The following is a 19,394-nucleotide window of genomic DNA, read 5'->3' as shown; positions in this document are numbered from 1 at the left end:
TTTCTCTGGTTCTAGAACAGAAATAACAAAAGAGTGGGAAATCGTGACGATTTCCCACCCTTTTGTCTACAGTCTGAGGCAAGTAAGGAATTCTTCCTTTCTTGCCTGTTTTATCATGCCGCTTGCTGCTTTTTACGTTCATAACGATCCTTCATGACTGCATTGATCAGTCCACCAAGCATTAGAATAATAGCTGATAGATAGAGCCACATGATGAGAACGATAATCCCTCCAATACTACCGTACGTATTGGCATAGCTTCCAAAATTACTAATATAAAAAGAGAAAGCTACTGAGGTGATAATCCACCCAAGGGTTGCAAAAATCGACCCAGGGATGACACTCTTATAACTTAATCTAATATCGGGAACTAACCAATATAATAATGAAAATACAACAAATATCAGCACTGGTGGAATGAATAAGCGTATATTTGTCCACATAGATAAGAATGAATCTTCAAGTCCAAAAACAGAGAACAAAACCCTTCCTATTGGCTCACCGAATACCGGTAAAACCAATGCTACAACCACTGTACCGATTAACATAATTGTAAAGGCAATCGACAATCCTTTTGAAACGAAAAAGTTTCGATCCTCATCCACTTCATACGCCTCATTTAAACCTTTTGAAACTGCACCCATACCCTTTGAAGCTGACCAGATTGTTGCGAGTATCCCAATAGACAGCAAGCCACCATTACGGTTATCCAACACTTCTGACAACGTTGTTTCAATTAAATCCGCTGTACTGCCAGGCGCATATTCACGAATGAACATGAAGATTTGACTTTGGTCTAAATGTAAATAAGGCAGAAGCGTGAAAAGAAAGATTAATAGAGGGAATAATGACAATAGAAAAAAGAACGCTAACTGCGAACCAGCCGCAGAGACATCCATTTCCTTCACTCGAATAATCAGTTCTTTAAAGAAGCCGCTCGTTGTAGCCGGATTGAAATCATTTTCTTCACCGTCTTTTATGTCTTTAACAAAACCTTTCACTCTGGCGGTTTTAGATGGTTGTTCGGAAGTTGAAGAAGGGGTAGCCTTATGATGATTCATCTCATGCGTCCCCCTTTCATTTATTGGTTCTCTAGTGGTATGACGTTTTTTTTTTGAATCATTGGTGGTAATGTAGCATCCTGTTGAGTAGAAGTGCTAGACGTCGCAGTTGGTTCATCCTCAATAATCTGCTGATATTCTGTTTTGGAATCAGCAAACGCTTCCTTTGTTTCCGCAAACATTTCTTTCACTTGTGGAGTCAGCGTCTTAATCTCATCTACTTGCGATTTAATATAGTCTACATCACCTTTTACTTGCTCATAGATAGTTTGCACTTTGTCTTTCTTTTCTTGAAGTTGTTTTTTTACGACCTCTGGATTTTCTTTGTAGTAAAGTGCTTTTTCATATGACACTTTTACAGAACTAATTGTTAATTGTCTCGTTGTGCGATCCAGCATACTCACAGCTGCTCCAAGCAATGCACCGCCTAAGACAAACTTTCCAAGCTTGTTTGAACCCATGAAATTCGCCTCCTATCACGTTAACCTTTCACTTCATTATACCCACACTGACAGTTACCAAACAATCAATGTGACACTTTATTGAAAAAAAGCTTGACGAATCGTTCTATTTTTTGGATTATTAACAATAACATTAGAATATAAAACTTTTAATGAAAGGAGATGAGCGTTTACTATTTTGGTAAGTTATCAAAACAGAATACAGAGAAAATGGAGGGGATGAAATGGAGAAGATTACAAATTTTTTGACCAGCGCGTCTGATTTAATTTGGGGACCCCCGCTACTAATATTATTGATTGGTACCGGAATATATTTAACGTTACGTTTGACATTCATACAATTGCGCTTATTACCTTATTCACTAAAACAAGTATTTTCAAGAAAGCATGATAAAACAGCTGATGGGGATATCTCCCAATTCCAAGCATTAATGACCGCAATGGCTGCCACAGTAGGTGTCGGAAACATTGTCGGTGTCGCTTCTGCAGTTGTTGCGGGTGGTCCAGGAGCTATTTTCTGGATGTGGCTAGCTGGATTCTTCGGAATGGCAACCAAATACAGTGAAGCTATTCTTGCTGTAAAATATCGCGTCAAAGATTCCAACGGTTTAATGGCTGGCGGTCCAATGTATTATTTAGAACATGGTTTGAAGCAAAAATGGCTAGGGGTCCTTTTCGCTATCTTTGGCGCATTAGCAGCTTTTGGAATCGGTAACGGAACGCAATCTAAGGCCGTTGCGGATGTCATGAGTAATACGTTCGATGTCCCTCATTATATTACAGGTGTCGCTCTATTAATTTTCGGCGCACTCGTTATTCTCGGTGGTATCAAGTCAATTGGCCGGGTAACTGCATTTTTCGTTCCTATTATGGCACTTTTCTATTTCATCGCAGGTGCGATTGTTATGGTCTTGAATATTGAACACGTTCCTGCCGCATTTGGTCTCATCTTCACAGATGCATTCACAGGGCAAGCTGTAGCAGGTGGTGCAATTGGCGCCGTTATTCGTTTCGGTGTTGCAAGAGGTCTTTTCTCCAATGAAGCAGGTCTTGGTTCTGCACCAATTGCCGCTGCAGCAGCAAAAACGGATTATCCTGGACGACAAGCGCTCGTATCTATGACACAGGTTTTATTCGATACACTGATCATTTGTTCTATCACGGGCGTTACAATTGTTATGAGTGATAAATGGAAAGACAGCTCAATAGACGCTGGAGCATTGACTGCCGAAGCTTTTGGATCATTTTTGGGCGGGATCGGTCCAATTTTGGTATCCATTGGTCTTATTTTCTTCGCTACATCCACAATATTGGGATGGAGTTATTACGGTGAGAAGTGCTTCCAGTATCTAGTACCAAACCGTAAAGCCGTTCTCATTTATCGTGTAATTTTCGTACTCTTCATTTACGTTGGAGCCACTGCTTCACTTGATCTTGTATGGATTTTAGCAGATGTCTTAAACGGACTTATGGCAATTCCAAACTTAATTGGACTTCTAGGTTTGTCTGGTATTGTTGTAATGGAAACAAGACGTTTCAAGAAGAAAATTGACGAAGAAAAAGAAGAACAAAGCAAATAATCTATCGTCAGTTCAGTTGACAGCCTCTCACTTTCATGAAATGATGAATTTGATATGATAGAAAGGCGGTTCTAGTATGGATTTAACTACCCAAACTCCAGAGAATATTGCATACATGATTGAAAAGATTAAAGAAAAGCTTCGCATGGTCAATGTTGATGCCATGAAATCCGAACATTTCAGCACGGAGCAGTATGAAGACTTGCTCTATATGTATGAAATGGTCATGAAGCGAAATAATATTACACCAAATGAGATGCAAGCAATTGCTGCAGAACTTGGTGCTTTACGCAAATAAAGGAGCTGTCCTGAAAGTGAAATATCTTTCAGTGGCAGTTTTTTTGCAGCTATGAGCGGTTGACTGGGGTTTATGATCGCATATGTGGTTTCTATGAGCGATTAGGTGAGATTTCCGACCGAGTATTACATACCACACAACCAGCCAAACGAGTCGTTCACCGCATTTTTCACCTTCTTAAAAACAGCCTAGGAAGAATAGAAATTTTCCTAACCATAAAAAAATAAGAGCCGCCCGAAAAGTCAAGTGTGAAACGACTTTTCGGACAGGCTCTTTTATTTTATTCAGGTACTACACTCGTACCATCTTTTAGCACAAGTGGTTGGATGAGCACTTCTACCCTTCTATTTTTACTACGATTTTCAGGAGAATCATTCGGCACAATCGGCTTATATTCTCCATATCCTTTTGCGCTGAAAAGATTCGGATCAACCTCATTGCTTTCTACAATAATTTTTAGAAATTTAACCGCACGCATAACGCTCAATTCCCAGTTGGATGAATACTGCGAATTACTAATTGGAATATCGTCGGTATGTCCCGTTATAACGACTTGACGAGGACGATCAAGCGTAAGCAACTGTGAAATATCATGCGCCAGCCCTATATATTCTGGGCTGATTGTCGCTTCTCCTGATTTGAACAAGACGCTATCACGTATGGTGAGTAGCAATCCCTCACTTGTCAGTTGCGTATCAAATTGATTCTCCAGTTCATTCACTGCTATATATTCATCTAAATCGGCCTGCATCTCACCTAACGACTGCTGATCTTCTATATAAGAAGAATTTTCGTTCAACTCCCCTACTGAATCGTCTGGGACAGGTACATTCGTTGGAGCCGATTCACTCATAATTCCACTACCACTTTCGAATATTTCACTGAACACAGCGGACATTTGTTGGAAACGACCCTCATCCATAGAGCTGGTGGCGAAAAGCACGATAAAAAGTGCAAGTAATAGCGTCAATAAGTCGGCGTAAGGCAGCAACCAGGATTCATTGATATGTTCGATCTCATGCTTCTTTTTCTTACGTTTCTTCGACAACCTGACCAGCCCCCTTGCCATCGTTGCTGTCTGAAGCTAGCTTCTTCCGGTCTTCTACAGATAGATAAGATGCAAGTTTCTGTTCAATTACACGTGGCGCTTCCCCTTCTAACACGGAAAGGATTCCTTCAATGACCATCGTCTTCTGTCTAACTTCTTCTTTCGACTTACGTACGAGTTTGTTAGAAAAAGGATGCCAAAGTACATATCCAGTAAAAATTCCTAACAACGTTGCAATAAACGCTGCAGAAATTGCATAGCCAAGCGCCTCAATATTATTCATGTCTTTCAGCGCTGCAATCAATCCGACAACTGCTCCAAGTACCCCAAGTGTCGGTGCATATGTACCCGCCTGTGAAAAAATGAGCGCACCAACAGAGTGTCTCTCTTGCATCGCTTCCACTTCTTCACTCAATACATCGCGTATATAGTCGGCATTTTGTCCATCGATCGCCAAGCCAAGTCCATTTTTTAAAAACGGATCGTCAATTTCATCTGTTTTTGCTTCTAATGCTAAAAGCCCTTCACGTCTAGCTACATCTGCCCAAGAAGAAAATAAACGGATCAAATCCGCATCAGAAGCAAGTTTTTGCTGCGTGAAAATGATTTTGAATAACTTGGGCACTCTTTTTAATTCATTCATTGGAAAGGCGATGACAACAGCCGCAATCGTTCCCGCAATGATGATCAGGATAGCCGCTGGGTTGAGGAGCGCGTCAGGCGTTACCCCTTTAAGCGTCATCCCCACGAGAAGTGCCACTAAACCTATAACTAAACCTACTACTGTGGATAAATCCATAATTAAAAGCCTCCAAGTACTGCATTCTTCTTATTATTTCGGTCAAATATCGTGGTTCTTTAGGGGAAATGAACGACTAATCGTGATGAATTTATGGCATTTCTTAATATTCCTATTGCTTTATTATTGCTAAGCCCATTCTGCCCTTGATACTATTGACATATTACTTGTAAAGGGGATGTCATGATGGATCAATTTCAAGAACAACTTTCTAATTACGCTGAATTAGCAATTAAAGTAGGCGTGAATATTCAGCGAGATCAATATTTATTTATTAGTGCCTCTACAGAAACTACTCAATTGGTTCGGCTAATTGTTGAAAAAGCCTATGAAGCAGGCGCTAGACAAGTATTTGTTGACTGGGTAGACGACGTAGTTACTCGTCTACGTTATGAAAAGGCTCCAGCTGATTCCTTTTCTGACTTCCCTTCTTGGAAGAAGATGGAGCGCGAACAGCTTGCTGACAAGGGTGCAGCATTCATGTCCATCGTTTCACAAGATCCAGATTTATTGAATGGCATTGAACCGAACCGAATTCGCGATAATCAAAAAGCTTCGAGCACTGCACTTAGCAAGTTTAGACAAGCAATGCAAGCGGATAAATTCAGCTGGACAGTGATTGCCGCTGCCTCCCCTGCATGGGCAGCAAAAATTTTCCCTGACAAGCCAGTGGAAGACCAAGTTCCAGCGTTGTGGGATGCTATACTACGTGCTGTACGAGCTGATCAGCCAAATCCTGTGAAAGCTTGGAAACGACATGATGAAAACTTACATGAAAAAGTCAATTATTTAAATGGAAAACATTATCTCAAGCTCCATTATACAGCGCCTGGTACAGATTTAACAATAGAATTACCGGAAAAGCACTTATGGTGTGGAGCAGGTAGCATTAATAAAGATGGTCATGAATTCATGGCCAATATGCCAACAGAAGAAGTCTTTACAGCGCCACTAAAAAATGGCGTCAATGGCTATGTTTCTAGTACGAAGCCACTCAGCTATGCGGGGACTATCATTGATCGTTTTAAGCTCACATTCAAAGATGGGGCGATAACGGATGTTTCTGCTGAATTAGGAGAAGAAATCCTCAAACAGCTTATTGAAACGGATGATGGAGCCAAGTTTTTAGGTGAAGTGGCATTGGTTCCACATAACTCACCTATTTCCAATTCAAATATTTTATTTTATAATACATTGTTTGACGAAAATGCTTCCAATCATTTAGCAATCGGCAGTGCTTATGCCTTCTGTCTGGACGGAGGAAAAGAAATGGACTCCGATCAATTGCAAGCGAATGGTTTAAACCAAAGTCTGACACATGTGGATTTTATGATCGGTTCTGAATCTATGGATATTGATGGGATTTTAGCTGATGGCACAGTGGAACCCCTCTTCCGTAAAGGAAATTGGGCTTTCTAAAATTCGTCACAATTTCTTCAAACTTTCCTGGAAGCTCTTAAATTTCATTTTAAAATCGTGTATAATAAGGTATAGAACATATCATAAATGGAAAGAGGGGCTTACAGATGGGCTTAATGTATACTACAGTTATTGGTTACATGGTTGTTCTTGGATTAGCATCCTGGTTTACAATGCACTATTTGGCTAAAGCACTGGATTCATCTGACTCAGTGATCATTGATCCAAAACCTGAATCAAACAACTAAATTGAATTCGTACCAGGCACATCTGGTACAGATCTCACTTGATGGCTAGATATACCTTCGACTTTAATCGGAGGCTTTTATTTGGATTATGCGGGAGAATTCTGTTAAATTCAGATAACAAGAGTTGCCTCTTTGGCGACTCTTTTCTTTTACCTACTATCAAATAGTTAAAACAGTCCAGGAGGGTTATTAACATGACATCATTATCCGAAATTATGAATTACAATCAAGCGTTCGTAGAAGATAAAAAATACGAAGAGTTTGTCACCACGAAGTTTCCAAATAAGCGGATTGTCATACTAACTTGTATGGACACGAGATTGATCGAATTGCTTCCGAAAGCAATGAATCTAAAAAACGGTGACGCTAAAATCATCAAAAGTGCTGGAGCGATCATCACTCATCCATTTGGTGGTCTGATGCGAAGTGTCTTAGTGGCTGTTTATGAATTACAAGCGGATGAAGTATATGTAATCGGTCATCATGATTGTGGTATGAGTTCAATTGACACTTCCCGGATTGTGGATAGTATGATTAAACGAGGAATTGATCCCTCCATCTTTACAACACTTGAGTACTCTGGCATTGATATGGAGGCTTGGTTACACGGATTCAGCGATGTGACCGAGAGTGTGAAAAAAAGTGTGGATGCTATTAAGAATCATCCGCTCATGCCTACAGACGTCAATGTTCATGGTCTTGTCATTCATCCTGAAAATGGAAAACTCGACATTATTGAAAACGGTTATGACGTATCGGTGAAAGCTTAATTCTCCTTATTTCATTTCACCAAACTATGTATCTCCATATAAAGAACCGGCTTCTTCTATTCGAAGAGCCGGTTCTTTATTTTCGTAATCCATTTCCGCCACGCGGTCTTGCCCTTTCAATAATCACTTTCAATGATTGCATACATATAGTGATCTTCCCACACGCCATTAATGAACAATAGTTCGCGTAACAACCCCTCCCGTTGAAAGCCAGCCTTCTCTAAGACTTTTACGGAGCCTCCATTACGAGGAGACACATAGGCTTCCACCCGATGTAAATTAGCTTTCTCAAACGCAAAATGGTTGATCAACCTAACAGCTTCGGTACCGATTCCCCTGCCGGTTTGATTCTGATCAATGGAATAGCCAACAAAACCACTGGAGAAAGGCAATCGTTTAATGCTATACAAGGAGATCTGACCAATGATCATGCTTGATTTCGAATCAAAAATCCCGAAGTTATACTCTCTTCGATCACGCATTTGATAGAGAGATTCACGGATTTTATCACGCTGCATGGAAACGGTATAATAGCTGTTATCATGTCGAGGTTCAAACTCTGTCCAATAGTCTTTATTTGCAATGAGCAGCTGGGTGAACTGATAGGCATCATCCTCAGTCAGAATCCGTAAATAACACTGCTCTCCTTCCAATAAAATCATTTTCTCCTCATCCTTTTCGAAGCATTCTATTCTTTCTTTATATTCCATTCATTTTTATGAATGTACAGAAGAATCAATGCTGCTTACCAGTTTTGACTTTTATCCATTATAGTATTTTTTGCCTCTACAAGACAACATAACGCCATCTTTTCTTATTTGTAAAGGAAAATTCATACTTTCACCTTCTATAGACATGATTTCTATGTATACTATTCATCAGGAGGATTTTATCATGCTAAGAATAATTTTGATGGTACTTTCGTTACTCATCATGATTGGAACTCATATCGCCGCAAATTTGATCCCACTAAATGGATTGACCACATGGGAAATAGCTAATCGAGTCCCTGTGCTGTTCATGCCGGCCGAATATGTCTTTTCTATTTGGATCGTACTTGATTTGCTATTAGTGCGTTGGTTATACTCGTTTTCTAAAACTTCAGCTGGACTTTTATCATCGGTGGCCAATTTACGGTCCATTTGTTTTTGTCTCAGCTGCTTTTTGAATATCGCATGGCTATTGCTCTGGCATTACGGCTATTACTACTGGGCAATTGTAAGTGTCATTGGCTTATTAATATGCTTGTTAGTCTTCTATTTCAGTTATCCCAAAATAGATAACAGAAATCGGGAACGGCTACCAATTTCCGCATATATGGGATGGATTTTTATCGCTGTGATCGCTAACACATATTATGCTTTTAAATTCCATGATTGGTCAGGTTGGGGACTGAGCGATCCTTTATGGACCGTAATTTTTTTAAGTCTCGCTACAGCAATCGCTTTACATTTCATGTATCATTATCATGATTCCATATTTAATCTCATCGTCATCTGGTCATTCATCGGAATTGCCATCAAAAATGGAACGGATGAATTATTTGTCTCTACAGCGGCTTTATTTCTTTCTGCTGTGATTGCGTTCAGTTTGATCATGGGAAAACGTTTTTCCAAACAACAAAAAGTATGACACTGCTGCAAACTCTTGTAGTAGTGTTTTTTTATGTGATGATTTAATAAAGTTTGGGTATAGGTTACAGTAAGAACTAACATGCTAGGAAGGAAAGTATTGGAGGTCACGATATGTCAAATAAAAAATTACTATCCTCTCTTTGTTACTTCAGTATCTTTTTCGCACCTCTTCTGCTACCTGCCATCATATATTTTGTGACGGATGAATTTGAAGTTCGACGCCATGCGAAGAAGTCATTAATCTCCCACATCATTCCGATGGCTTTATTAATTGCTGGTTTTATCATTCTGTCCTTTTCTATCTTTTCCTTCAATACACAATCTGTCATGTCTTCAGATGGCAATTTCATGTTTTGGGGCATTGTCCCTTTCCTTTTTATTGCTTTATACAGCGCACTTTTTTTCGTGGTGCTAATTTGGAACGTCTATCAGGGAATTAAAGTGTTGAAATAGACAAGTAAAGTTTCGGGCAAATCATTAAAAATTCATTGATAGAGTATGATATAGTATGAAATGAATATTTTGTACGGAAGAAAGGACTTGTGAACATGATTGTAAAAAACGAAGAACAATTAGCGGGTTTGCGTAACATCGGACGAATCGTTGCGGAAATTCGGGAGGCGTTGAAAAAAGCTGCAGTGCCAGGCATCACGACAAAAGAGCTTGATGAGCTTGCAGGACGGTTGTTTTCAGAAAAAGGTGCGGTTTCTGCGCCAATCGACCAATATGATTTCCCTGGATACACTTGTATTAGCGTCAATCACGAAGTGGCTCATGGCATTCCAGGTAGTTATGTCATTCAAGATGGTGATCTTGTAAATGTCGACGTTTCCGGCTCGCGAGATGGTTATTTTGCGGATACAGGCATTTCATTTGTAGTGGGTACTCCCGATGAAAACAAACAAAAGTTATGTGATGTGGCGAAGTCTTCACTAGAACGCGCTTTATTGAAAGTCAAAGCAGGTGCTAGTCTAAATCAGATCGGAAAAGCTGTGGAACGAGAAGCAAAAGATCACGGTCTGCATGTCATTAAAAATTTGACAGGACACGGTATTGGAACATCCCTTCATGAAGAACCACAACATATCCTAAACTACTTTGATCCTTGGGATAAGGCGCTTTTAAAAGAAGGTATGGTGCTAGCAGTAGAGCCATTTATTTCACAGAAAGCCGAGCATGTGCTGGAACTAGATGACGGCTGGACGTTTGCTACTCCAGATAAATCGTTAGTCGCCCAAATTGAGCATACGATCGTTGTTACGAAAGATAAGCCAATTATTCTAACTTCTCTTGATTGAAGTTACGGAGCATTTGCCAGACGCAAATGCTCTTTTTTACGTAAGAAAAGAGCAAACGCCAGCACAGCGATGCTCTTTCTGTTTATTTCTTTTTTTGTTTTGGCTTTGATTTCTTCGGTGCAGCTTTTTTCATTTCTTCAAGGGTCTTTGCATTCCCTTCGACCAATTGTCCACTGTACCACACTTTTTGCACTGTCTTGATGCCTTTCGTGACTTTTCGATAATCTCGCTCCTCAGCGTAAGACAATAACGTTAATACCTCACCATCCGCCCCGGCACGTCCTGTACGTCCTGAACGATGTAAATATTGCTCTACTGTATGTGGCACATCTACATGGATGACATGCGTCAGCCCTTCTATGTCCAATCCACGAGCTGCCAAGTCAGTAGCAATAAGTACTCGGACATTACCTTGTCTAAATTCCTCAAGTGTCTTCTGACGATCAAACTTCTTCATGTCGGAATAGAGAACAGCAATCGGGGCATCATTATACAATAACTTTAGCTCTTTCATTCGCAATTGGTCTACATTATTCATAAAGGTAAGCGCACGCACACCCGATAACGCAGAAAGCCCCCGTAGCACATCTGTCTTCTTACGATCATCCACTTTTATAAACGAATGAATGACATGTCCACTATTTGGAATCTCATCTGCATTCACTTGTAGACGAATTGGATTTTTCATCATTCGCTTTGCAACGAGCTCAATTTCTTCTGTAATCGTCGCTGATACGACCGCCAACTGATGTTCTGGGTTTGCTGATTCAATCAAATTTTTCACCATTACTCGATATTCACGAGATAGCAACTGATCCCCTTCATCGACCACCACATATTGTATATCATACATCTTCAATCGTTTCTCTTTCACCAGCTCATTTAATCTGCCTGGCGTACCTACAACAATTGTTGGCTTTTTCTTTAGCTTCTCTATTTGACGCTGCATATTTGCGCCACCGATCAGCTGGGTAACCGTAACAGAAGTACCCTCGACCAAATCGCGAATTACGTTGACAATTTGCATCGATAGCTCCTGAGATGGTGTAATAATCAACGCCTGCGTTTTCGGCAAATCTCCATTAACCATTTGAATCAACGGCAAGACATATGCCAATGTTTTACCTGTGCCTGTCGGCGATTCCGCCACAATATCTTTTCCAGCTAGCATTTCAGGAATCATTAGCTTCTGGATCGGCATGGGCTGTTTAAATTTCCATTTTGTGCGCAAAGATTCATTCAGCTCATCTAAAAAAGTCATTCGGTTCACTCTTTTCTTATAGTTGAGGATGTTCAACCGGTTATTTTTTTTGAAGCTTCTTTTTCATCTTTTGAATTTTAGGCACCACTTTTACAAACATGTTATATATTAATGGATTGTATACTTTATCTATTTCGCCAATAAACTCGGTTACACCATCTTTTTGACAAAAACTATTTTTGAAATTATATAACCCGTCTTGTTCGCTATCAAGGACAAATACCCCACCGAGATCATACTGCTCAGCACCGATTTCCAATCCCCACTTCATCATTTCATAGTTCATCAAATAACTCGGATTCAAATTTCGTTTTGTATTGGAACTGCCGGCATAAAGATAATATAATTTCCCATTGTAATTAATGGTCACGGCACCAGCCAAATAATCTTCTTCATGCTTAGCCAAATAAATACGCAAGTCATCGAACGCATCACGCATTTTCAAAAAGTAATCATACGAACGAATAGAAATTTGATTTCGCACAGACATCTCTTCATAGATTTCGAAGAATTTTTTCAAATATTCGTCACTTCGAGCATAGGAAACCTCAACCCCTTTGCGCTCTGAACTTCGAATTTTACTTCTCGTTCGACCTCGGAACTTGAGCATTAAGGAATCTGGATCTTCATCTGTTAATTTCACAATCATATTGTAACGAGGCTGGATCAAATCCTCTTTTCCAGCGCCCACGTTACGTACTATGTAACCGGCATTGCGATATATCTTATCCAATTCTTCTGTAAAGAGTTGTTCAGGATCCATCTTCAACGCGAATGCTTTATATTTCGTAACAAGCACTTCAGCTTCTTTCAGCAATTCTTCCACCAGTTCTCGATCATGCAAATCACAAATCGGGCCCCGTGGAGCGTATAATAATGAATATCCACCTGGAACTCTTTTGATCAGCAAGGACATCGCTGCCACTATTTCCCCTTCGCGCTCTACATATACTTGCTCATTTCCCCAATCATCTTTCACATTCGCCCAATTAGGATCTTGGGTGATCGATCTGAATGGTGAATTTCTCACAAACGTTTCATATCTTTTAACATCATCTACTATGTTTTTATCTAAAATCGGCACTGCTGGAACACTCCTTACGTTACTATAGCTCCGTACAATCCATATTTCTAACCGCTCCAAAAAAGTGTAGATTTTTGAAAGAATGGTACAGCCACAGCTCTATTAAGTGTAGCCTACTGCATTTTTCAAGTCAAGAAACGAAGAGATGAATGAACCTTGTTTCGAGGCCTCAACTAGATGCAGTTAAAATTTACATGTTAAATGCTAGAAACTATTCCGTTATTACTCAGAATAGCCTATACTAGAACAAGGGGATAAAAGTTTCACGTGTGTTAGAACGTAAAGGGGGATATACATAGTGAAAGGCTCAGTACGTAATAAATTGATAGCGCTTGCAGCTTTAGTTATTTTGATTCCATTACTGGTGGTCGGAATCGTCAACTACTTTGTTGCAAAGCAAGAATTAGAAATTGTTGGGGAAATGGGACTGCAGAATGGAACTTATGCGGTATTGGATCTAATTGATGAATTAAATGTACAAGTTGAAAATGGAACACTTTCTTTGCAAGAGGCACAAGATCGCGCGAAATTAAAAATTATGGGAGCCCCTTTGACCGACGGTGGAACACGTTCCTTGGACAACCCTGCAAAATACGGTGAGAATTTCTACTTCTATGTTGTAGATGAAAAAGGCACCTTGCTTGTCCATCCTCAAAAAGAAGGGGAAAGTCTGTATGAAACGAAAACCAAAGACGGCAGGTACTTTATTCGCGAAGTGATTTCTGAAGCGAAAAATGGAGGCGGATATGTGCAATATGATTGGCCGCTACCTACAAACTTAAATGTCGAAGCACCTAAAATCACCTATAGTCTTCAGGATCCACATTGGGGTTGGATCATTGCCGCTGGTACATACTTGGTGGATTTCAATGCGGGAGCTAAAAACGTCCTTTGGTATACACTGATATCAGTAGTTATTGCTGTCGTTGCTGGTGTTGCTCTGTTTTCCATATTTTCTGGTCGACTGACGTCATATATTAAAAACATCCGGTTAATTACCGCACAAATCGCGCAAGGTAAGCTAACAGGTGAGGATATCCCTATCCGGTCTCGTGATGAATTGGGGCATTTAGCAGAAAATGTAAACGAAATGAAAAATAGTTTAAACGAAATGGTAGGCCATACAAGGCAATCATCTGATCGAATGAGAGCATCTTCCGAAACACTAAGCGCCATCACCGAAGAAGCTACGGCATCAGCAGATGAAATCCACAGCGCAATTACTGAAGTATCATCTGGCGCCGTGACACAAGCTGAAGAAGCGGAGAACGCCATCAATAAAGTAGACCAATTATCCACACTTATTTCAAATGCAACCAAACAATACGAACATGTCATCACAGAGATGAATAGCATTAACAATCTGCAAAGCTCCGGTATGGAGAAAGCTGAGAACTTAGAAGAAAACTCCAAGGATTTCAGTGTAGTGATTAATGATTTGCAAGGAAACTTCTCGCAACTAGTATTGCGAATGAACGAAATTCAAACAATTGTCCAAACGATTTCATCCATCTCAGAACAAACAAACTTGCTTGCACTGAATGCTAGTATAGAAGCCGCACGCGCAGGCGAGCACGGAAAAGGATTCGCTGTTGTCGCCAATGAAGTTCGGCAATTATCAGAAGACACGAATGAAGCAACTACTAGAGTTCGAGACCTACTAGTCCATATCAGAAAAGACACTACATCGGCTGAAAACCAAATGAAGCACACGCTTGATCTGTCGAGTAATCAAGCAGGTACGATTTTAGAGACCAAAGATGCTTTTGAACAATTATCCGGCTCCATCGAAAACATTACAAGCCTGCTGCGGTCAATGGAAAACGACATGAACAGCATGGATCAAAATCGGCAATTTGTCGTACAAGCCATTAATCAGATCGCATCCGTCGCCGCTGAATCTGCTGCAGCGACAGAACAAGTCAACGCATCCATCGACGAACAGAAAGCAGCCATAAACACCATCATGCACGCTTCACTCGATTTACACACTGAAGCGGAGAAAATGCATGATCTAGTCGATAGGTTTAACTAATGTAAAGCAAATGGGGCGGTTAACTGCGAGAGGCGTAAGGCAGCTCTTCATAGAGATGATTTTGCCTCGACGCTAATATAGCTTAGCCCTCTCTACTTGAAAAAAGACATCCCTACGCAAACACGCCGGGATGTCTTTTTTTAATCAACTGCATTCTTATATTTCTTATAATAATTAATCTGTCTCATCAGTAAATACAACTTCCGTTTCAAATGATGATCTTTACGATAAAACAATGGATTACCGAACTTACCAGCTTTGATCAAGGAACGGATTTCTTTTTCAATAGGAGGGTTATCCACAAACTTATGTAACACCGCTTTTGGCACTACCGTAAACAAGAAATGCTCATTCAAATAAGTCAATGGCTTTTCAATGCCATAGACTAAATCATCCACCAAGTACTTTGCCATATTTTGTCCGCATTGCGTAATATAATAGCTAGAACGGCCTTGACGGATATTCACTTCAAACACTTTAAACTTACCATCACGCTCATCATATTTCAAATCGAAATTTCCATAGCCGACATAACCAATGGCTTCCAGGAATTTCGCCAACTTCGTCATCATCTCTTCGTGATAACGGGTAATTAATGCCGTATAGTTCCCGATTGCTGTCATCGCCCGCTCTTGCAATACGACTTGCGCAAAGGTAATCAACTGTGGTCTACCATGCTGATCCGCATAATAAACGGCATCCCACATATACGTATCATCTCCCGGAATAAAATCCTGAATGATCAAATCTTCCGTATAGCCACTCGCTTTCACCATTTGAATAATGCGATTGATTTCTTCATATGTATCCACTTTATAGATCTTTTGAAGTCCCTCAAACGGGTGGCGATAATACTGTACACCATCACTCGGCTTAATGATGACTGGAAACATTACCTCTTCTGTAAACGGTTCATCAGATTTACAAGAATGAAAATAAGTAGAAGGTGTATCGATACCGTGTGCAGCACAAAGTTCATAAAAGTTCTTTTTAATATACACTTCATTCATGATCTCTTCATCAATATAATTGAACAAGAAATCATCTTGCAATGCTTCTCGCTGTTCGATAATGAGTCGTACATACAAATCATCGGTACCGACGAGCACAAGCTTTTGGTCAGTTGTACGGTATTTATTGGCCACTTCACGCAAAAATTGAACAAACACTTTAGGATCATGCAAACCTGGATGAAGTTCTTGGATATCGGTAATTGAACTGTAACTTGTAAAAGGCAATGGCTCTCTTCCAACAAGGACAGATTTTATTTGATATTCCTCGTGAAAAGAAATTGCCATATTATAGGCATTAATATTGGTTCCGACGATAATCGGTATAAAGGGATGCTTACTCATAAATTCCTCCAGCATACGTTTTTCCATTTAAGTGTAGATGTCTCAAATACGTAAGTCAAGAAACTGCAGTTCCTCACTAACCATATGTTTGATAAACTTGATCGGTGTCGTTCCAAAGTTCCCAAGGGTATAGACGGGGAGGCTTTGATACAAACGACAGTTTTTCCTTCGTCGTTGGATGTGTAAGTTCTAGGGTATGCGCCCATAATGCAATTTGCTCTCCATGTGTATTAATCTGACTACCATACTTCTGATCTCCATACAGCGGAAACCCTTCTGCTGCCATCTGTACTCGAATTTGATGAGAACGCCCCGTGTGGAGACGAACAGTCAATAAACTCTTTTTTGAAATCTTTCCAAGTAGCCGATAATCCAAACTGGCTGCCTTTGCTTCAGTATGTTTCCGATCTACACTATATACCTGATTCTTTTTTCGATTCTTATAGAGGTAATGTCGAAGGGTTCCCTGCTTCTTTTTGGGCACTCCGCGAACAATCGCCAAGTAGTATCGTTCAATCATCCCTTTGCGTAATTGATCAGATAACCGTGATGCTGCCTTGGACGTTTTCGCAAAAACCATCACCCCACCCACAGGCCGATCTAGTCGATGCACAAGACCTAAGTAGACATTCCCCGGCTTTTGGTAGCGCCTTTTCAAGTCTTTCTTTAGAGCAGACAATATGTCTATATCTCCGCTCCGGTCTCCCTGCACCGGAACGTTTATCGGCTTCTCAATAACTAACAAATGATTGTCTTCATATAGGATGGGAATATTCATTTAGGAAATTCCTCTTTCTTAATGAGTTCCAATAATGCCTGGCATCCTTCGAGCACCAAATCGTAGGTTTCTTGAAAATCACCAGTGAAATATGGGTCGGGTACGTCTTTTTGGTGACTCGTCAAGTCCAAAAACCGAATAATGCGCTGATGATGGGTATCTCCAAACCGATTTCGGATATTGGTGATATTCTCTGTATCCATACCAATGATATAATCAAAATCATCTGCATCTGCAGCTGTTAGTTGACGACCTGCCATCCCATCCACAGATACGTCATATTCAGCCAACTTTGATAACGTGCCTTTATGCGGTGGCTTTCCGACATGCCAGTCACTCGTGCCTGCGGAGTCTACTTCAATTCGATCGGTCAAACGTTCATCGTGCACCATTTTCCGGAAAACTCCTTCTGCCATAGGCGAACGACAAATATTCCCTAAACAGACAAATAAAACTCGAATCATAACAAACTCTCCCTTTCTAACTATGATGATCGTTACATATCCTAGTATACATCATTCCTAGTGACCATTCAGCGCGCACTACTAGGTAGAAACATAGTCTATTACATCGTTATTCGACTTAACATTTTATATCAAGGAACTTAGGCTTAATGATTTTCGTCTTTTGAAAAAGACTATGGTGAGGGAATTAAAAAAACAGGACTAAAAACTCAATATTGGAGAATATTATCAACTAAAGGAGGTCTGCCGTATGCAGATTATATTTGAAAAAACTTGGGAGGATACGTTGTCAGACCAACAGAAACAAGCATTTATCCAACAGTTTAAAACAAAGGAACCAATTAACGACGTATTTGCTGCTAGTCCAATACTGTTGAAAAGAAAGCGAAATGGTGGATTGGTGGCAACAGTGTTTTTACAAAACAATAGTTCTACCAAATTATCTATTCGCGAAATAACGCCATGCGTGCTGAATGACCAACAGGATATAGTGGCTAAAGCAAACTTCTCCGTCTCATTGGACATTGATCCTTATACTGCAACTCCTTGGTCTTTTGTATTCTCACCCGAACACATACTGAGCACAGAAGAACCAACCATTTCTTGGCAGGTGTCAGTCGAATAAGCAATTCGCACAAAAAAAAGCAGTTGCTACTCGGAGTGAGAAGCAACTGCTTTTTTTACGCTAAGTCTACATTATGATGAACTTGCTGAACGTCTTCCAAATCGTCTAGTGCATCGATCATTTTTTCAAACTGCGCTTGCGCTTCTTCATCCAACGAAATTTCATTTTGCGCGATCATAGTAAGTTCCGCAACAGTGAATTCGGTCACGCCTGCTTGACGAAACGCTTCTTGCACTTCGTGGAACTGAGATGGTTCTGCATAGACAAGCACCTGATCATCTTGCTCTTCAATATCGCGCACTTCTACATCTGCTTCGAGCAATAAATCCAATACTTCGTCAGCAGTCTTTCCTTCAAGACCGATAATTGCAGAGGGATCGAACATATAGGCAACAGAACCGCTGACCCCCATGTTTCCACCATTTTTCCCGAAAGCCGCCCGCACTTCAGAGGCAGTTCGATTGACGTTATTCGTTAGCGCATCCACGATGACCATCGAGCCATTGACTCCAAAGCCTTCATAGCGGAGCTCATCAAAGTTTTCATCACCGCCACCTTTTGCCTTTTCTATCGCACGGTCGATAATCGCTTTCGGAACACTGTATGTTTTAGCGCGCTCCAGCACGAACTTCAGCGCTTGGTTAGATTCAGGATTGGGATCACCTTGTTTGGCTGCTACATAAATTTCCCGTCCAAACTTCGCATAGATCCTACTAGTATTCGCATCCTTAGACGCTTTTTTCTCTTTAATATTATTCCATTTACGGCCCATTCGGTGCACACTCTTTCCTTTAGTTAGAATGGTTTACTTCTATCTTTTAGTATACCAATAGAGATTTGACATGAAAAGTAAAAAACGTTGGAAGTTAATTTTGACTTTAGAGATAAGCAAAAAAACAGAAAGACCTTACCTAACACTCACACTCTCTAGCAAATGCAATCTCGCACCGATACAAGAACCACTCACCTTACAAGATCAGGTAAAGATAGCTTCAACTGAAAATGTCTCAGATTGAATTGGCTTTACATACAGATACCACTCACTAGCGAAGGCGCAACTGCGGGGTCAGCCGAAGCTAGGAGACAACTAGCACCCTTTGCTTGTTGGCTCCAGGCGTAAGGCAATCCCGAAAGCGCCGTAGCGGTACTAGGACCACTCACTCTACACAACAAGAT

Annotated in this window: 20 protein-coding genes; 9 read left to right on the top strand and 11 right to left on the bottom strand. The window is 40.4% G+C overall.

Annotation, left to right across the window (positions count from 1 at the left end; all coding sequences use genetic code 11):
* Positions 1-113: 113 nt before the first annotated feature.
* Entirely contained in the window at positions 114-1,061 is a 948-nt protein-coding gene (locus GD002_RS07590; protein ID WP_153731746.1) for a YihY/virulence factor BrkB family protein, read from the bottom strand.
* 20 nt (positions 1,062-1,081) lie between these two features.
* Entirely contained in the window at positions 1,082-1,522 is a 441-nt protein-coding gene (locus GD002_RS07585) for a YtxH domain-containing protein (RefSeq protein ID WP_153731745.1), read from the bottom strand.
* Between the two features lie 224 nt (positions 1,523-1,746).
* On the opposite strand from GD002_RS07585, the gene GD002_RS07580 reads away from it, so the two are divergent.
* Entirely contained in the window at positions 1,747-3,102 is a 1,356-nt protein-coding gene (locus GD002_RS07580) for an alanine/glycine:cation symporter family protein (protein ID WP_153731744.1), read from the top strand.
* Between the two features lie 76 nt (positions 3,103-3,178).
* The gene (locus tag GD002_RS07575; protein WP_153731743.1) at positions 3,179-3,400 is read left to right on the top strand and encodes a DUF1128 domain-containing protein; all 222 of its coding nucleotides are present in this window, start codon (positions 3,179-3,181) and stop codon (positions 3,398-3,400) included.
* A gap of 280 nt (positions 3,401-3,680) precedes the next feature.
* Here the strand turns inward: GD002_RS07575 and motB are convergent, their stop codons facing one another.
* Positions 3,681-4,448, bottom strand: a complete 768-nt coding sequence (motB, locus tag GD002_RS07570) for a flagellar motor protein MotB (protein ID WP_153731742.1) — start codon at positions 4,446-4,448, stop codon at positions 3,681-3,683.
* Positions 4,432-5,247 carry a flagellar motor stator protein MotA gene (gene motA, locus GD002_RS07565; RefSeq protein ID WP_153731741.1) on the bottom strand — a complete coding sequence of 272 codons (816 nt, stop codon included), beginning with the start codon at positions 5,245-5,247 and terminating at the stop codon, positions 4,432-4,434. Before motA ends, motB begins: the two co-directional genes overlap by 17 nt.
* Positions 5,248-5,433: 186 nt before the next feature.
* Here motA and GD002_RS07560 point away from each other — a divergent pair, with 186 nt between their 5' ends.
* Both GD002_RS07560 and GD002_RS07555 read left to right on the top strand, forming a co-directional pair.
* Positions 5,434-6,666 carry an aminopeptidase gene (locus GD002_RS07560; RefSeq protein ID WP_153731740.1) on the top strand — a complete coding sequence of 411 codons (1,233 nt, stop codon included), beginning with the start codon at positions 5,434-5,436 and terminating at the stop codon, positions 6,664-6,666.
* Positions 6,667-7,108: 442 nt separating this feature from the next.
* On the top strand, positions 7,109-7,684 hold the full coding sequence (locus GD002_RS07555) for a beta-class carbonic anhydrase (RefSeq protein WP_153731739.1): 576 nt from the start codon (positions 7,109-7,111) through the stop codon (positions 7,682-7,684).
* 116 nt (positions 7,685-7,800) lie between these two features.
* On the opposite strand, the gene GD002_RS07550 is transcribed toward GD002_RS07555, so the two are convergent.
* Positions 7,801-8,346, bottom strand: a complete 546-nt coding sequence (locus GD002_RS07550; protein ID WP_153731738.1) for a GNAT family N-acetyltransferase — start codon at positions 8,344-8,346, stop codon at positions 7,801-7,803.
* A 232-nt stretch (positions 8,347-8,578) separates the two neighbouring features.
* Between GD002_RS07550 and GD002_RS07545 the strand changes: the two genes are divergently transcribed.
* From GD002_RS07545 to map, 3 genes are all read left to right on the top strand, one after another.
* Complete coding sequence (locus tag GD002_RS07545) at positions 8,579-9,316, top strand: tryptophan-rich sensory protein (RefSeq protein ID WP_153731737.1); 738 nt, start codon at positions 8,579-8,581, stop codon at positions 9,314-9,316.
* Positions 9,317-9,429: 113 nt separating this feature from the next.
* A complete protein-coding gene (locus GD002_RS07540) occupies positions 9,430-9,771 on the top strand; it encodes a DUF4870 domain-containing protein (protein WP_153731736.1) in 342 nt (113 codons plus the stop codon).
* 95 nt (positions 9,772-9,866) lie between these two features.
* Positions 9,867-10,616: a type I methionyl aminopeptidase gene (map, locus tag GD002_RS07535; protein WP_153731735.1), complete on the top strand. Its 750-nt coding sequence runs from the start codon at positions 9,867-9,869 to the stop codon at positions 10,614-10,616.
* An 82-nt stretch (positions 10,617-10,698) separates the two neighbouring features.
* Here map and GD002_RS07530 read toward each other — a convergent pair whose 3' ends face one another.
* Together GD002_RS07530 and GD002_RS07525 are read right to left on the bottom strand one after the other, a co-directional pair.
* Complete coding sequence (locus GD002_RS07530; RefSeq protein ID WP_153731734.1) at positions 10,699-11,877, bottom strand: DEAD/DEAH box helicase; 1,179 nt, start codon at positions 11,875-11,877, stop codon at positions 10,699-10,701.
* 40 nt (positions 11,878-11,917) lie between these two features.
* Complete coding sequence (locus GD002_RS07525) at positions 11,918-12,961, bottom strand: lipid II:glycine glycyltransferase FemX (protein ID WP_153731733.1); 1,044 nt, start codon at positions 12,959-12,961, stop codon at positions 11,918-11,920.
* A 298-nt stretch (positions 12,962-13,259) separates the two neighbouring features.
* Here GD002_RS07525 and GD002_RS07520 point away from each other — a divergent pair, with 298 nt between their 5' ends.
* Positions 13,260-14,996 carry a methyl-accepting chemotaxis protein gene (locus GD002_RS07520; RefSeq protein ID WP_228548324.1) on the top strand — a complete coding sequence of 579 codons (1,737 nt, stop codon included), beginning with the start codon at positions 13,260-13,262 and terminating at the stop codon, positions 14,994-14,996.
* Between the two features lie 140 nt (positions 14,997-15,136).
* On the opposite strand, the gene GD002_RS07515 is transcribed toward GD002_RS07520, so the two are convergent.
* The 3 genes from GD002_RS07515 to GD002_RS07505 all read right to left on the bottom strand — a co-directional run bounded on the left by GD002_RS07515 (position 15,137) and on the right by GD002_RS07505 (position 17,593).
* The gene (locus tag GD002_RS07515) at positions 15,137-16,351 is read right to left on the bottom strand and encodes a carboxylate--amine ligase (RefSeq protein ID WP_153731731.1); all 1,215 of its coding nucleotides are present in this window, start codon (positions 16,349-16,351) and stop codon (positions 15,137-15,139) included.
* A 76-nt stretch (positions 16,352-16,427) separates the two neighbouring features.
* Positions 16,428-17,129 carry an RluA family pseudouridine synthase gene (locus GD002_RS07510; protein WP_153731730.1) on the bottom strand — a complete coding sequence of 234 codons (702 nt, stop codon included), beginning with the start codon at positions 17,127-17,129 and terminating at the stop codon, positions 16,428-16,430.
* Positions 17,126-17,593, bottom strand: coding sequence for a low molecular weight protein-tyrosine-phosphatase (locus GD002_RS07505; RefSeq protein ID WP_153731729.1), 468 nt, complete (start codon positions 17,591-17,593; stop codon positions 17,126-17,128). Before GD002_RS07505 ends, GD002_RS07510 begins: the two co-directional genes overlap by 4 nt.
* A gap of 250 nt (positions 17,594-17,843) precedes the next feature.
* Here GD002_RS07505 and GD002_RS07500 point away from each other — a divergent pair, with 250 nt between their 5' ends.
* On the top strand, positions 17,844-18,218 hold the full coding sequence (locus GD002_RS07500; RefSeq protein WP_153731728.1) for an SLAP domain-containing protein: 375 nt from the start codon (positions 17,844-17,846) through the stop codon (positions 18,216-18,218).
* Between the two features lie 55 nt (positions 18,219-18,273).
* On the opposite strand, the gene GD002_RS07495 is transcribed toward GD002_RS07500, so the two are convergent.
* Entirely contained in the window at positions 18,274-18,990 is a 717-nt protein-coding gene (locus tag GD002_RS07495; protein ID WP_153731727.1) for a YebC/PmpR family DNA-binding transcriptional regulator, read from the bottom strand.
* Positions 18,991-19,394 lie beyond the last annotated feature (404 nt).

This window comes from Sporosarcina obsidiansis (genome assembly GCF_009651005.1).
Lineage (GTDB): Bacteria > Bacillota > Bacilli > Bacillales_A > Planococcaceae > Sporosarcina > Sporosarcina obsidiansis.
Note: the sequence above shows the minus strand (reverse complement) of the source record. Positions and strands in the feature narration are given on the sequence as shown.

Bases quoted from the DNA above. Each gene is read 5' to 3' on its own strand.
- GD002_RS07575 (WP_153731743.1), top strand. From the start codon at position 3,179: ATGGATTTAACTACCCAAACTCCAGAGAATATTGCATACATGATTGAA.
- GD002_RS07510 (WP_153731730.1), bottom strand. From the start codon at position 17,129: ATGAATATTCCCATCCTATATGAAGACAATCATTTGTTAGTTATTGAG.
- GD002_RS07500 (WP_153731728.1), top strand. From the start codon at position 17,844: ATGCAGATTATATTTGAAAAAACTTGGGAGGATACGTTGTCAGACCAA.
- GD002_RS07545 (WP_153731737.1), top strand. From the start codon at position 8,579: ATGCTAAGAATAATTTTGATGGTACTTTCGTTACTCATCATGATTGGA.
- GD002_RS07505 (WP_153731729.1), bottom strand. From the start codon at position 17,593: ATGATTCGAGTTTTATTTGTCTGTTTAGGGAATATTTGTCGTTCGCCT.
- GD002_RS07580 (WP_153731744.1), top strand. From the start codon at position 1,747: ATGGAGAAGATTACAAATTTTTTGACCAGCGCGTCTGATTTAATTTGG.
- GD002_RS07530 (WP_153731734.1), bottom strand. From the start codon at position 11,877: ATGACTTTTTTAGATGAGCTGAATGAATCTTTGCGCACAAAATGGAAA.
- map (WP_153731735.1), top strand. From the start codon at position 9,867: ATGATTGTAAAAAACGAAGAACAATTAGCGGGTTTGCGTAACATCGGA.
- GD002_RS07550 (WP_153731738.1), bottom strand. From the start codon at position 8,346: ATGATTTTATTGGAAGGAGAGCAGTGTTATTTACGGATTCTGACTGAG.
- GD002_RS07540 (WP_153731736.1), top strand. From the start codon at position 9,430: ATGTCAAATAAAAAATTACTATCCTCTCTTTGTTACTTCAGTATCTTT.
- GD002_RS07555 (WP_153731739.1), top strand. From the start codon at position 7,109: ATGACATCATTATCCGAAATTATGAATTACAATCAAGCGTTCGTAGAA.
- GD002_RS07590 (WP_153731746.1), bottom strand. From the start codon at position 1,061: ATGAATCATCATAAGGCTACCCCTTCTTCAACTTCCGAACAACCATCT.
- GD002_RS07560 (WP_153731740.1), top strand. From the start codon at position 5,434: ATGGATCAATTTCAAGAACAACTTTCTAATTACGCTGAATTAGCAATT.
- GD002_RS07495 (WP_153731727.1), bottom strand. From the start codon at position 18,990: ATGGGCCGTAAATGGAATAATATTAAAGAGAAAAAAGCGTCTAAGGAT.
- motA (WP_153731741.1), bottom strand. From the start codon at position 5,247: ATGGATTTATCCACAGTAGTAGGTTTAGTTATAGGTTTAGTGGCACTT.
- GD002_RS07585 (WP_153731745.1), bottom strand. From the start codon at position 1,522: ATGGGTTCAAACAAGCTTGGAAAGTTTGTCTTAGGCGGTGCATTGCTT.
- GD002_RS07515 (WP_153731731.1), bottom strand. From the start codon at position 16,351: ATGAGTAAGCATCCCTTTATACCGATTATCGTCGGAACCAATATTAAT.